This is a genomic window from Streptomyces sp., from assembly GCF_035645055.1.
Classification (GTDB): Bacteria; Actinomycetota; Actinomycetes; order Streptomycetales; family Streptomycetaceae; genus Streptomyces.
This window is the reverse complement of sequence record NZ_DASQNH010000016.1, coordinates 91716-104610: the sequence shown is the minus strand read 5'-3', so window position 1 is coordinate 104610 and position 12895 is coordinate 91716. Positions and strand designations below refer to the sequence as shown.

General features: G+C 73.2%; 14 protein-coding genes. 4 read left to right on the top strand and 10 right to left on the bottom strand.

Annotated elements, in window-relative coordinates; translation table 11 throughout:
• Positions 1 to 13: 13 nt before the first annotated feature.
• The 5 genes from VE614_RS04595 to sigE form a co-directional block, all read right to left on the bottom strand.
• Positions 14 to 673 carry a hypothetical protein gene (locus VE614_RS04595; protein ID WP_324932365.1) on the bottom strand — a complete coding sequence of 220 codons (660 nt, stop codon included), beginning with the start codon at positions 671 to 673 and terminating at the stop codon, positions 14 to 16.
• Between the two features lie 200 nt (positions 674 to 873).
• Positions 874 to 1320 (bottom strand): sec-independent translocase, encoded by a 447-nt coding sequence (locus VE614_RS04590; protein WP_324932362.1) that lies wholly within the window; start codon positions 1318 to 1320, stop codon positions 874 to 876.
• Between the two features lie 189 nt (positions 1321 to 1509).
• On the bottom strand, positions 1510 to 3642 hold the full coding sequence (locus VE614_RS04585) for a S1C family serine protease (protein ID WP_324932359.1): 2133 nt from the start codon (positions 3640 to 3642) through the stop codon (positions 1510 to 1512).
• Between the two features lie 136 nt (positions 3643 to 3778).
• Complete coding sequence (locus VE614_RS04580) at positions 3779 to 4750, bottom strand: anti-sigma factor family protein (protein WP_324932356.1); 972 nt, start codon at positions 4748 to 4750, stop codon at positions 3779 to 3781.
• Entirely contained in the window at positions 4747 to 5445 is a 699-nt protein-coding gene (gene sigE / locus VE614_RS04575) for an RNA polymerase sigma factor SigE (RefSeq protein ID WP_324932451.1), read from the bottom strand. Before sigE ends, VE614_RS04580 begins: the two co-directional genes overlap by 4 nt.
• Positions 5446 to 5680: 235 nt before the next feature.
• Here sigE and VE614_RS04570 point away from each other — a divergent pair, with 235 nt between their 5' ends.
• Positions 5681 to 6394, top strand: a complete 714-nt coding sequence (locus VE614_RS04570; RefSeq protein WP_324932448.1) for an O-methyltransferase — start codon at positions 5681 to 5683, stop codon at positions 6392 to 6394.
• Positions 6395 to 6487: 93 nt separating this feature from the next.
• On the opposite strand, the gene VE614_RS04565 is transcribed toward VE614_RS04570, so the two are convergent.
• Positions 6488 to 6655, bottom strand: coding sequence for a DUF3117 domain-containing protein (locus tag VE614_RS04565; protein ID WP_003966491.1), 168 nt, complete (start codon positions 6653 to 6655; stop codon positions 6488 to 6490).
• 368 nt (positions 6656 to 7023) lie between these two features.
• Here VE614_RS04565 and VE614_RS04560 point away from each other — a divergent pair, with 368 nt between their 5' ends.
• Positions 7024 to 7827: an enoyl-CoA hydratase/isomerase family protein gene (locus tag VE614_RS04560; protein ID WP_324932352.1), complete on the top strand. Its 804-nt coding sequence runs from the start codon at positions 7024 to 7026 to the stop codon at positions 7825 to 7827.
• An 11-nt stretch (positions 7828 to 7838) separates the two neighbouring features.
• Here VE614_RS04560 and VE614_RS04555 read toward each other — a convergent pair whose 3' ends face one another.
• Together VE614_RS04555 and VE614_RS04550 are read right to left on the bottom strand one after the other, a co-directional pair.
• Positions 7839 to 8426 carry a DNA-3-methyladenine glycosylase I gene (locus tag VE614_RS04555; RefSeq protein ID WP_324932349.1) on the bottom strand — a complete coding sequence of 196 codons (588 nt, stop codon included), beginning with the start codon at positions 8424 to 8426 and terminating at the stop codon, positions 7839 to 7841.
• On the bottom strand, positions 8423 to 8830 hold the full coding sequence (locus tag VE614_RS04550; RefSeq protein WP_324932346.1) for a DivIVA domain-containing protein: 408 nt from the start codon (positions 8828 to 8830) through the stop codon (positions 8423 to 8425). Before VE614_RS04550 ends, VE614_RS04555 begins: the two co-directional genes overlap by 4 nt.
• A gap of 136 nt (positions 8831 to 8966) precedes the next feature.
• Here VE614_RS04550 and folP point away from each other — a divergent pair, with 136 nt between their 5' ends.
• Entirely contained in the window at positions 8967 to 9827 is an 861-nt protein-coding gene (gene folP, locus VE614_RS04545) for a dihydropteroate synthase (protein WP_324932343.1), read from the top strand.
• Between the two features lie 24 nt (positions 9828 to 9851).
• Here folP and VE614_RS04540 read toward each other — a convergent pair whose 3' ends face one another.
• A complete protein-coding gene (locus VE614_RS04540; protein WP_324932340.1) occupies positions 9852 to 10610 on the bottom strand; it encodes a TIGR00730 family Rossman fold protein in 759 nt (252 codons plus the stop codon).
• A 117-nt stretch (positions 10611 to 10727) separates the two neighbouring features.
• Positions 10728 to 11807 (bottom strand): succinyl-diaminopimelate desuccinylase, encoded by a 1080-nt coding sequence (gene dapE, locus VE614_RS04535; RefSeq protein WP_324932337.1) that lies wholly within the window; start codon positions 11805 to 11807, stop codon positions 10728 to 10730.
• Between the two features lie 83 nt (positions 11808 to 11890).
• Between dapE and VE614_RS04530 the strand changes: the two genes are divergently transcribed.
• Complete coding sequence (locus VE614_RS04530) at positions 11891 to 12862, top strand: heavy metal transporter (RefSeq protein ID WP_324932334.1); 972 nt, start codon at positions 11891 to 11893, stop codon at positions 12860 to 12862.
• Positions 12863 to 12895 lie beyond the last annotated feature (33 nt).

Below are 12895 nucleotides of genomic sequence, written 5' to 3'. Positions count from 1 at the left end.
GCTCTGCGTGGCCCTACTCGTACTCGGCGATGTCCTTGATCGCGGCGAAGCCGAGCCCGTACGCGCTCATGCCCCGGCCGTACGCCCCGACGTGCACACCCTGCCGGGTGGACCCGGCCAGCACCCAGCCGAACTCGGACTCCCGGTAGTGGAACGGCGTCGGAACCCCGTCCACCGGAAGGCTCAGCGTCGACCACTCCGGCCCGTCGAGATCGTCGGCGAGCGCCCACGCGGTCTCGGTCTGCTGCTCCAGCCAGTCGTCACGCAGGCTGTGGTCCATCTGCCCGGGCCAGGTGAAGGACAGCAGCCCCACACCGGCCAGCCAGGCCGCCGAGGAGACCGAGGTGGCCTCCAGCAGCCCCGTGCCGTCCGGGCTGCGCCGCACCGGGTTCGCCGCGACGGTCACCACGACCGCGAACCGCTCGCGGTCCTCGCCCGTCGCGTCCGCCCGTACCGAGGGCTCGTGCCCGTGCCCGATCGAACCGTGTTCCACGGCCCCGTCGGCCGCCGTACCGACCTGCATCAGCCAACGCGGCCCCGTGAAGGCCTCGTCGAGGCCGTACCACGGGAAGGACGCTCGCAGGTAGCCGTCGACCGCCCGCCGGGCGGAGGGGACCTGCTGTCCGCCCTCCGCGGCCGGCGTCTGCGCGACTGACCGACTCGTCGTCTCCATGTACCCGGACGCCTCCTCGCTCTCGTCGGACCGCTCCGCCCGCCCCCCTTCGGGCGGCGTTGCTTATTTGCGTACGGTCCGCACAACAACTCGGCAGCATATCCACACCGCTCCGGGCAGCCGGGAACGCGCCCGGCGCGTGGGGCGCCCGAAGGCGTGTTCAAGCCGTGCGAGGGGGCGCGAGGTGGTGCGCGCGGGACTCAGGTGGCGTCGGCGTCGAAGGGCGGACGGTGGTCCGCGGGCTCCGGCTTCTTGCTCATGTCGACGCGGTCACCGGCCGGGGAGGAGGACACCGCGGGAGAGGACGAGGAGGACGACTCGGAGTCGCGGCCGTGGACCGCGTCCGTCACCTCGGCCATCTCCTTCTTCAGGTCGAAGCCGTTGCGGATCTCCTTGATCCCCAGGTCGTCGTTGTCCAGCTGCTTGCGGATGAACGTCTTGGGGTTCAGGTCCTCGAACTCGAAGTCCTTGAACTCGGGCCCGAGTTCCTGCCGGATGTCCTGTTTGGCGCTCTCCGAGAACTCACGGATCTTCCGGACCGTGCGCATCACGTCCTGGATGACCTTCGGGAGCTTGTCCGGTCCGAACACGAGCACGGCGAGGACGATGATCGTCACCAGCTCAAGCGCGCCTATGTCATTGAACACCTGAAGCTCCTTGCGATGTCCTCCCGTGGTCCGGGCCGCATCCACGGTACCCGTCGATCCTGTCCGACCGGTACCGCCCCGTGACCTCCGAGTGTGTGTATGTGAGCGGTTTCCCGGTCGCTGCCCTCGCGGGCGAGGACAACCTGTCCGATCCGTGAGGTCGCTGTCACGTTCTGACGGATGCTCGGCTCAGTCCTCCGACGATCCGAGCACCAGGGAGATCGCGCGCTCGTCGCCGTCGCGGACGACGGTCAGCTCCAGGCGGTCGCCGGGGCGGTGGGCGCGGGTCTTGACGATCAGCTCCTCGCCGGAATGCACCCGCTGGCCGTCGACCTCGGTGATGACATCGCCGGGCTCGATCCCGGCCCGGTCGCCGGGGCCGCCCCGGGTCACGGCGGAGCCACCGTCGCTGCCCTTGACGCCGACCCGGGCCCCGTCCCCCGTGTAGTTCATGTCGAGGGTGACGCCGATCACCGGATGGGTCGCCTTGCCGGTGTTGATCAGCTCCTCGGCGACCCGCTTGGCCTGGTTGACCGGGATCGCGAAACCGAGGCCGATGGAACCGGCCTGGCCGCCGTCCAGGCCGCCGCCGCCGGCGGAACGGATCGCGGAGTTGACGCCGATGACCCGGGCCTCGGCGTCGAGCAGCGGGCCTCCGGAGTTGCCCGGGTTGATGGGCGCGTCGGTCTGCAGGGCGTCGACGTACGACACATCGCTGCCGTCGCCCTTCTCGCCGCCGGCCGTGATGGGCCGCTCCTTGGCGGAGATGATCCCCGAGGTGACGGTGCCCGCCAGGTCGAAGGGCGCGCCGATGGCCACGACCGGGTCACCGACCTGGACGTTGTCGGAGTTGCCCAGCGGCAGCGGCTTCAGCCCGCTGACGCCGCGGACCCGGACGACGGCGAGGTCGTATCCGCCGTCCCGGCCGACGACCTCCGCCTGCGCGGTGTCGCCGCTGTGGAAGGTGACCGTTATCTCACCGTCCGCGCCGGCGGGCTCGACGACATGGTTGTTGGTGAGGATGTGACCGCGGTCGTCGAGCACGAACCCGGTGCCGGTGCCGGACTCGTCGCTGCCGGAGACATGCAGGGTGACGACGCTGGGCAGCGCCCGGCCGGCGATCCCCGCGACGCTGGCCGGGTCCCGGTCCGCGGACTCCCGCCCGGCCTGCGGCAGCTCCACCTGCCCGACGCCGCCGTTGCGCTCCAGATACGCGCCCACGACACCGCCGATCCCGCCGGACACCAGGGCCAGCAGCGCGGCCATGCTCACCAGCGTCTTCCTGGCCCGTGCGCGGCGCTGCCCGCGCGTGGGCACCGCCGCGCCGTTCTGCTGGAGCGGCGCGACCGCGGTGGCCGGCCCCGCCCAGGGGTCGTAGCGCTGCCAGGGACCTGCGGGAGGCGTGGAAGCGGGACCACCGGGCGCGGGCGCGGAGCCACCAGGGGCGCCCGCCGCAGCCATCCCGGCGGCTCCGAGCGCCGGGGTGTCACCGTGCGGGGGCGGAACCAGGGTTGGCGAAGGGTGGTGGTGGGTCACGGGCGGGGCCGGGGTGGGCGCGGGGTGGTGGGTCGCGGGCGGGGCCGGGGTGGGCGCCGGGTGGTGGGCCACAGGCGGGGCCGGGGCGAGGGCGGGGTGGGGCGCCGTCGGGTCCACGGCGGGCGGCGGGGGTGCGGGTATCGCCGTGCCCTGCGCGGGTGTCGCCGCCGGGTGCTGCACGGGCGGAGCGGGCGCCCAGGGACCCGGCTCGCCATAGGGCGGGGTGCTGTAGGGGTCGGGATCGTGGAGGGGCTTGAGGGCGTCGGCAGGGGACCCCACGGCACCCGGGGGCACGGCGGAGCCTGACTCCCCGCCGAACGAGCCGGAGGCGGCCGGTGCCCCGGCGGAGCCGGCCTCCCCACCGCCGGGGGCGCCCTCCGCGCCGTCGGAACTGGCGCCGGCACCGGCCGTTTCGTCCCGACCGCCCTCCGGACGCTCGGGACGCCTCAGCTCGAAATCTTCCTGAATGGAGGCCACGTCGTCGCCCGCCCCGGCACCGTCCTCGGCGGCGGACCCGACTCCCGGCACCCCCGCGGGAGCGCCCAGCTCGAAATCCCCCTGGGCGGAAGCCACGTCGTCACCCACCCCCGCGCCGTCCTCGGCGGCGGACCCGGCACCCGGCGCCCGCACGGGAGCGCCCAGGTCGAAGTCGCCGTCGTTCAGGGCCCCCTGGGGGGAAGTGCCCGGCCGTGGCGGTGCGGGGCGTTCCGGTTCGAAGTCGCCGTCGGGCCGGGCCGTGTCGTCCGGCCGGCCCGAAGGGCTCTGCGTGGGCTTCCCCTCGTTCATGCTCTCCCCACAGCTGGGCGCGGCTCGGCTCGTCGATGGTGGCCGCGGTTCGTCGACTCCGCGCCCCGGGCTGGGCCGGGGGCGCGGGTCCTCCCCGGGATTCAACCAGGTTCGCGAGCCGATCCGCAGAGACCGGTCAGCGAGCGGGGTGGGTACCGCCCGGGTCGGGGCGGGGAGACGCGGCGAGCAGGCCGGGGGGGCCGGCCTCGGGTGCCATGGACCAGGCGGTCAGGCTGATCGGCGGGGGCGCGCCCAGCGGGCGTATCAACGGGGACATGGCCGCCGCGCCGGCCACCACGGGTGCGGTGAGCGGATGTACGGAGCCGTGCTGCTGTCCGGCGACGGGGACCGTCACCCCGGGCAGCAGCGGTGCCGAGAGCTGTGTCGGGGCCGCCGGGGTCTCGCCCAGCACCCGTCCGCCCAGGCCCTGCGCCAGCAGGGGGCCGACCGTGCGCCGCCGCTGGTTCTCCGGTGCCGGGCTGGTGCCCGCGCCCGGGGAGCGCAGCGGCGTCACATTGCTGCCGGCGCCGCCTCGCGCCTCGGGGTCGCCGGGGGCGCCGATGGTGACACCGCCCAGCGCGATGGCGGCCAGCGACACCGCCCCGGCGGCGACGAACGCGAACCGGCGCCCGCGCGAGGCCCGCTCGCCGTCGGAGTGGGTGACGTCGTGGACGCGGAAGCCGCGCTGTGCGGCGACCGGCGGGACGGAGGTGTGCGGGCGGGCCGGGACGTAGTCGAACTGGAAGCGCTCGCCGCCCCGTCTCAGCCCGAAGACGCCCCCGGCGCCGGGCCGTGCGGAGAAGGTGCCGGCCGGTCCGGCCCCGCCGAGCGGCGGGTCGCCGCCGTCCGGGTCGCCTCCCCCGGGGAGTCCCTGGAGCCGGGCCAGGAAGCTCTCGGAGGGCGGCGGCGGGGCCGCTTCCGCGAACACGTTCTTCAGCCGGCGCTGGGCGTCGACCTCCGTTTTGCACTTGGGGCAGGTCGCCACATGTGCCAGTACGCGCTCGCGCGCGTCATGACCGAGCTCTCCGTCGACGAGGGCGGCGAGCCGGTCTCCCAGGTGCTGCTCTGCGAGGTGTCCCTCCGCAGGTTTCGGCCGTGATCCACTCACGCGGACGCGCCCCCTCCGCCCAGGGCGGGAACACGGGCGAGGAAGGAACGGCGCTCGGCGCGGGCCTCCGGCGAGCGGTGCGCGAGGGCCTTGCGCAGCTGGGAGCGGCCGCGGTGGATCCGGGAGCGGACGGTGCCGAGCTTCACGCCGAGGGTCGCGGCGATCTCCTCGTACGACAGCCCTTCGATGTCGCAGAGGACGACCGCGGCGCGGAACTCGGGCGCCAGGGTGTCGAGGGCCTGCTGGACGTCGGCGTCGAAGTGCGCGTCGTTGAGGACCTGCTGCGGGGACGGCTCGCGGCTCGGCAGGCGCTCGGCCGCGTCCTCGCCGAGGGCGTCGAACCGGATGCGCTGCTTGCGGCGGACCATGTCCAGGAAGAGGTTGGTGGTGATGCGGTGCAGCCAGCCCTCGAACGTGCCCGGGGTGTACGTCGACAGGGAGCGGAAGACCCGGACGAAGACTTCCTGGGTCAGGTCCTCGGCGTCGTGCTGGTTGCCGGTGAGACGGTACGCCAGGCGGTAGACGCGGCCACTGTGCGTGCTGACGATCTCCTCCCAGGTGGGCGGAGTCCACGCCTGCCCGTCCGCGTCGGTGGAGAAGGTCGCGGTCTGGGCATAGCCGTCGGCGTGGCTGTGGTCAGCGGTGTCGTTCACGGATTTCGGCCTGCCCGCCGACTCGAGGAAGCGCCGCAGCACTCCTCCCCGGTCCACAGGTGCGGCCGCACCTCCCCTGTCGGCTCTGGTGGTGTCCAGTGGAGCCCCTACCATAGCCACCTCGTCCGTTAGCTCCGGATAAGCGGTTTTGCGAGAATTTGATCTGGGCTGCCACGGCTCATACGGCTGCGTCAGCACTTGCTCGGCGCCCCGCTCGTCATCGTGATCCAACTGTGTCCCCCGCTGTCGTCTCCCACCTCTCTAAACGCCTGGTCCCATCTGCGGGTTCCCGGCGCCAACGGATACAGTCACGCCGAGGCAACCGTGGGGACAGGAGAGGGTCATTACCGGCAACCGGCAGACGAGCTGGGCGTTCGCCGACGCCTATGTCGCCGAGGACGAAGCGCTGCACTGGGCCCGCGACCGGGCGCGTGAGGCGGGGCTGCGCCCGGTGTCGCCCGGTACGGGCGCCGCGCTGCGGATGCTGGCCGCCTCCGTGGACGCCAAGGCGGTCGCGGAGATCGGCACCGGCACCGGCGTCTCCGGGATCCATCTGCTGCACGGCATGCGCCCCGACGGTGTGCTGACCACCGTGGACCCCGAGCCGGAGCACCAGCAGTCCGCCCGGCAGGCGTTCCGCGCCTCCGGGTTCGCCAGCAACCGGGCCCGGTTCATCCCCGGCCGGGCGCTGGAGGTGCTGCCCCGGCTGGCGGACGCGGGCTACGACCTCGTCTTCTGCGACGGTGACCGGTTGGAGGTGCTGGACTACCTCGCTGAATCGTTGCGCCTGCTCCGACCGGGGGGCCTGGTGGTCTTCGAGGGCGTCTTCGCGCACGGCCGCACGGTGGACTCGGGACCGCAGCCCACCGAGGTGGTGCGGCTGCGCGAGCTGCTGCGCGGGGTGCGCGAGAGCCAGGAACTGGTGCCGTCGCTGCTGCCGGTGGGGGACGGGCTCCTGTGCGCGGTCAAGCGCGAGTCCGGGCGCCCGTAGCGCCGAAACCGCAGGTCAGAACCTGGACACACAGCCGCCCCGGCACCGTGTGGGTGCCGGGGCGGCCGAAAGGGTGTGGTCGCTTGCGCGCGTTCAGCCCACGACCTTCTTGAGGGCGTCGCCGAGCGCGTCGGCCTCGTCCGGGGTCAGCTCGACGACGAGCCGACCGCCGCCTTCGAGCGGAACGCGCATGACGATGCCCCGCCCCTCCTTGGTCACCTCGAGCGGGCCGTCACCCGTTCGCGGCTTCATGGCCGCCATGCTCGTTCCCCTTCCTGAAACCAGCTCATCGTCAAAGCCGACGGCCCACTGGGGGGCACGCGGTCCGTGAGTGGGACACGCGACACCGGCATCGAACACATTGCTTCCAGGCCATTATCCCGCATCTCACGACCCGATGACCAACATCGGTCCGCATCGCTTGGGCAACGCGCGCGAGCAAAACCACTCAATTCGGCGATGTGACTGCGATACTGCGCGACCGCGCGTCCCCACGCCGAGCGGAAACCGGCCCGCTTTCTTTGACGGAGGTCACACGGACGTCGCCGGTGATCTCCGCCATGCTGTCCTTCGTACACGGGACCCGACACAGGACCCGGACACAGGATCCGTACCGGAGGGGATACGCCATGGCCGACACCGTGCTCTACGAGGTGACCGACGGGCTCGCGACGATCACGCTGAACCGCCCCGAGGCGATGAACGCGCTGAACATCGCGACCAAGGTCGCCCTCCGGGAAGCGGTGCGGTCGGCGGCGGCCGACGACGCCGTCCGCGCGGTGCTGCTGACCGCCGCCGGGGACCGGGCGTTCTGTGTGGGCCAGGACCTCAAGGAGCACATCGGCCTGCTCGCCGCCGACCGGGAGACGGGCGACGGACGGACCATGAGCACCGTGCGGGAGCACTACAACCCGATCGCGCGGGCACTGGCCGGTATGCGCAAGCCGGTAATCGCGGGCGTGAACGGGGTCGCGGCCGGGGCCGGTTTCGGGTTCGCGCTCGCCGCCGACTACCGGGTGGTGGCGGACACCGCGTCCTTCACCACCGCGTTCGCGGGGATCGCGCTCACCGCGGACTCCGGCATCTCCTGGACCCTGCCTCGGCTCATCGGCGCCGGCCGCGCCGCCGACCTGCTGCTCTTCCCGCGCAGCGTGAAGGCGCAGGAGGCGTACGAGCTCGGCATCGCCAACCGGGTGGTGCCGGCCGCCGAGCTGCGCGCCGAGGCGGAGAAGGTGGCCCGCGAGCTGGCCGAGGGTCCGACGGTGGCCTACGCGGCGCTGAAGGAGTCCATGGCGTACGCGCTCACGCACACCTTCGAGGAGGCGCTGGAGAAGGAGGACGAGCTCCAGCGGCGGGCCGGGTCCTCCGAGGACCACGCGATCGCGGTGCGGGCTTTCGTGAACAAGGAGAAGCCCAGGTATCTGGGCCGGTGAGCCCGGAGAGGTCAGGGCGCGCTTCTGGCGACGCAGGTCTCCAAGTGATCGTCGACCAGACCGCACGCCTGCATCAGGGCGTACGCCGTCGTGGGGCCGACGAAGCGCAGGCCCCGCTTCTTCAGCGCCTTGGACAGGGCCGTCGACTCCGGGGTGATCGCCGGGACGTCGGCGAGGACCTTGGGGACCGGGCGGGCGGACCGGTCCGGGGCGTGGGACCAGATCAGCTCGTCCAGCTCGCCGGGGGCCCAGTCGGCCAGTACGCGCGCGTTGGCGAGCGTGGCGTCGATCTTGGCGCGGTTGCGGATGATGCCGGGGTCGGCGAGCAGGCGCTCGCGGTCGGCGTCGGTGAAGGTGGCGACCTCGGCGATCCGGAAGCCGGCGAAGGCGGTGCGGAAGCCCGGGCGGCGGCGCAGGATGGTGATCCAGGACAGTCCGGACTGGAAGGCCTCCAGGCAGAGGCGTTCGAAGAGCGCGTCGTCGCCGTGGACCGGGCGGCCCCACTCCTGGTCGTGGTAGGCGAGGTAGTCGGGGGCGGAGAGCGCCCAGGGGCAGCGGGGCGCGCCGTCCGGGCCGGGCAGGGGCGTGCCGTCGGTCACTGCTCGGCGCCCTGTCCCGGCTGCTCCGGCTGCTCCGGCTGCTCCGGCCGGTTCGGCCGGTTCGGCCGGTTCGGCCGGTCCATGGGGGCGCGGCCGGCGGCGGTGCGCGCGCCGGTCAGGGCGGACTCCAGGTCGGCGATCCGGGCGTCGCGTTCGGCGAGTTCGGCGGCGAGGCGGTTCAGGGCGTCGTCGACGTCGCTCATCCGGTAGCCGCGGGCGGCGAGCGGGAAGCGCAGGGCGTCGACATCCGCGCGGTTGACCGGCCGGTCCGGCGGCAGCGGGTCGTACAGCCGCTCGGGCGCCGCCTCCGGCAGGGGCGCCTGCTCGCCGCCGCCGACCACGGCGAGGGTCACCGCGGCGACGACCACGGCGAGCGCGACGACCAGGAACAGAAACATCACCATCGCTGTGGCCCCCACGGTCGGGTGAGTCGGGTCGGACGTGTCAGGGTCCGATCGTGCCATGCGAGTCTGACAGCTAAGGTCGCAGGCGGCCGAAAAGCCGACTGGCCGTACGACGCGCAAGGAGAGGTCACAGGGGATGCTCAGGCTGGGCAGGCGTGAATTCGACGCGCACGAGCCGGTGATCATGGCGATCGTGAACCGGACCCCGGACTCCTTCTACGACCAGGGGGCGACGTTCCGCGACGAGCCCGCCCTCGCCCGGGTGGAGCAGGCCGTCGCCGAGGGCGCCGCGATCATCGACATCGGCGGGGTCAAGGCCGGGCCGGGCGAAGAGGTCACCGCCGAGGAGGAGGCGCGGCGCACGGTCGGGTTCGTGGCCGAGGTGCGGCGGCGCTTCCCCGACGTCGTGATCAGCGTGGACACCTGGCGGGCCGAGGTCGGCGAGGCCGTCTGCGAGGCGGGCGCGGATCTGCTGAACGACGCGTGGGGCGGGGTGGACCCCCGCCTCGCGGAGGTCGCGGCCCGCCACGGGGTGGGCCTGGTGTGCACCCACGCGGGCGGCGCGGAGCCCCGGACCCGCCCGCACCGGGTGACGTACGACGACGTCATGGCCGACATCCTGCGGGTGACCGTGGGGCTGGCCGAGCGGGCGGTGGCGCTGGGGGTGCCGAGGGAGTCGGTGCTGATCGACCCCGGGCACGACTTCGGCAAGAACACCCGGCACAGCCTGGAGGCGACCCGGCGGCTCGGCGAGATGGTGGAGACCGGGTGGCCGGTGCTGGTGTCGCTGTCCAACAAGGACTTCGTCGGGGAGACGCTGGACCGCCCGGTCAAGGAGCGGGTGATCGGCACGCTCGCGACGACCGCGGTGTCGGCGTGGCTGGGCGCCCAGGTGTACCGCGTCCACGAGGTCGCCGAGACCCGTCAGGTGCTGGACATGGTCGCGTCGATCGCCGGCCGTCGCCCGCCGGCGGTGGCCCGCCGCGGCCTGGCGTGACACCAGGCCGGGCGGGGCGGGAGGCTAGCGGCCCGCCTCCTTCGAGACGAGGGCGACCGCCTCGTCCACGTCGTCGGTGAGGTGGAAGAGGGTGAGGTCCTTCTCCGCGGCCTTGCCCTCGGCGATCAGCGTGTTCCTCAGCCAGTCGACGAGGCCGCCCCAGTACTCGGTGCCGAACAGCACGATCGGGAACTGGGTGACCTTCTGGGTCTGGACGAGGGTCAGCGCCTCGAAGAGTTCGTCGAGCGTGCCGAGGCCGCCGGGAAGGACCACGAACCCCTGCGCGTACTTCACGAACATCATCTTCCGCACGAAGAAGTAGCGGAAGTTAAGGCCGATGTCGACGTACGGGTTGAGCCCCTGCTCGAAGGGCAGCTCGATGCCGAGGCCGACCGAGATCCCGCCCGCCTCGCAGGCGCCCTTGTTGGCGGCCTCCATCGCGCCCGGCCCGCCGCCGGTGATGACGGCGAACCCGGCCTCGACCAGGCCCCGGCCCAGCCGCACCCCCGCCTCGTACTCGGGCGAGTCCGCCGGTGTCCGCGCCGAGCCGAAGACGCTGATCGCGGGCGGGAGTTCGGCGAGGGTGCCGAAGCCCTCGATGAACTCCGACTGGATGCGCAGCACCCGCCAGGGGTCGGTGTGCACCCAGTCGGACGGAGCGCGCTCGTCCAGCAGCCGCTGGTCCGTGGTGCTCGTCTGCACCTGGTCCCGCCTCCGGAGGACCGGTCCGAGGCGCTGCTCCTCCGGCGGCTGCTTGCTGCCCTCAGGGTTGCCGGTAGCCATGTGCGCTCCCTCCGGTTGCCATGTCTTTCGGTCTCAGCGTAGATCTACGCGGGTTACGGAGGGGGGACGCGCGCGTGTCCGCCACGAAGCGCCCGGCCCACGGAGCGCGGGGCGCGCTCAGGCCGTCAGCCAGGAGCGCAGCCGCTCCTCCGCCGCGAGGATCTTCGTTGTCTCTACCCGCTCGTCCCGCTTGTGTGCCAAGTGCGGGTTGCCGGGGCCGTAGTTGACCGCCGGGATGCCGAGCGCGGAGAAGCGGGAGACGTCCGTCCAGCCGTACTTGGGCATCGGGGTGCCGCCGACCGCCTCGATGAACGCCGCGGCGGCCGGGTGGGAGAGGCCGGGCAGCGCGCCGGGGCTGTGGTCGTCGACCACGAACTCCGTCACCCCGCAGTCCGCGAACACCTCGCGCACATGGGCGATCGCCTCCTCCGGCGTACGGTCGGGCGCGTAGCGGAAGTTCACGGTCACCACGCACTCGTCGGGGATCACGTTCCCGGCGACCCCGCCCGAGACGAAGACCGCGTTCAGGCCCTCCCGGTACTCCAGCCCGTCGATCACCGGCCACCGGGGCTCGTACGCGGCCAGGCGCTCCAGGATCGGCGCCGCCGCGTGGATGGCGTTGGAGCCCATCCAGCCGCGCGCCGAGTGGGCCCGCTCGCCCGTGGTCTTCAGCAGCACCCGGAGCGTGCCCTGGCAGCCGCCCTCGACCTGGCCGTCGGACGGCTCCAGGAGCACCGCGAAGTCGCCCTCCAGCCACTCGGGGCGGGCCTCGCAGACGTGCTTGAGGCCGTTGAGGTCGGCCGCGACCTCCTCGTTGTCGTAGAAGACGAAGGTCAGGTCGCGGTTGGGGGCGGGGACCGTGGCGGCGATCCGCAGCTGGACGGCCACGCCCGACTTCATGTCGCAGGTGCCGCAGCCCCACAGCACGCCGTCCTCGTCGAGGCGGGACGGCACGTTCTCCGCGATCGGGACGGTGTCGATGTGCCCGGCGAGGATCACGCGCTCCGGCCGGCCCAGGTTCGTGCGCGCCACGACGTTGTTGCCGAAGCGGTCGACGGTGAGGTGCGGCAGGGCGCGCAGGGCGGTCTCGACGGCGTCCGCGAGCGGCTTCTCACCGCCGCTCACCGAGGGGAAGTCGACGAGCCGCGCGGTCAGCCGCGCGGCGTCCAGCGTGAGATCAAGCGGGGTATCGGCCATGCCGTCGACCCTAACGCCGCCGCACATCGGGCCCGGCGCCCACCCGGCTCCGGGTGTCGCGGCAGCTCCAGTACCTTGGACGCGTGCCAGAGCCGTCCCCTTCTCCCAAGCGTCACGGCCGTCTCCTGCGTTGCGGGGCGGCCTTCGTGGTCCTGCTCGCGGTCGCGGGGTACCTCGCGGTGCAGTACGTCACCGGCGGGGCCGGCGGTCCGGGCTGCAAGGTGGTCTCCGGCAAGGGCGACGGGGCGACGTACGAGTTCTCCCCCGAGCAGGCGGTGAACGCGGCGACGATCACGGCCGTCGGCACCGCGCGCGGGCTGCCCGAGCGGGCGGTGACGATCGCGCTGGCGACCGCGCTCCAGGAGTCGGCGCTGCGCAACATCGACCACGGCGACCGCGACTCGCTCGGCCTGTTCCAGCAGCGCCCGTCGCAGGGCTGGGGCACCGAGCGGCAGATCATGGACCCGATCTACTCGGCGGGCATGTTCTACGACCATCTGGTCGAGGTGCCGGGCTACACCCGGCTGCCGCTCACCGTGGCCGCCCAGCGGGTGCAGCGCAGCGGCTTCCCGCAGGCGTACGCCAAGCACGAGCCGGACGCCACGCTGCTCGCCGCCGCCCTCACCGGCCGCGCGGAGGCCACCCTGACCTGTGAGGGCCGCCCGGACGCGACCCGCGTCTCCGGTCCGGACGGGGTGCGCTCGGCGCTGGTGCGGGACTTCGGCCGGGACGCGATGGAGGAGACCGGCGCGGAGGTCGGCGCCGAGGCGGCGCCGCGGCCGACGGTGAGCGCCGAGACGAGCGGGCGGACCGTGACGGTCCCGGTCGCGGAGCAGCCGGGCGCCGGGGACGGGCGGGCCGAGCGCGAGCGGGGCTGGCAGCTGGCCCACTGGGCGGTGGCCAACGCCTCCGCACTGCACATCGAGCGGGTCTCGTACGCGGGCCGGGAGTGGGTGGGCGGCACCACGGAGGGCCGCTGGCGCACGTCGGAGGCGGGGGCCGACGCGAAGAACGGCGAGGGCGCCGACGCGGTGCGGATCGTCACTGCGCAGTAGTTCGGACGCTCACCCGGACGGGTTATGCCGACC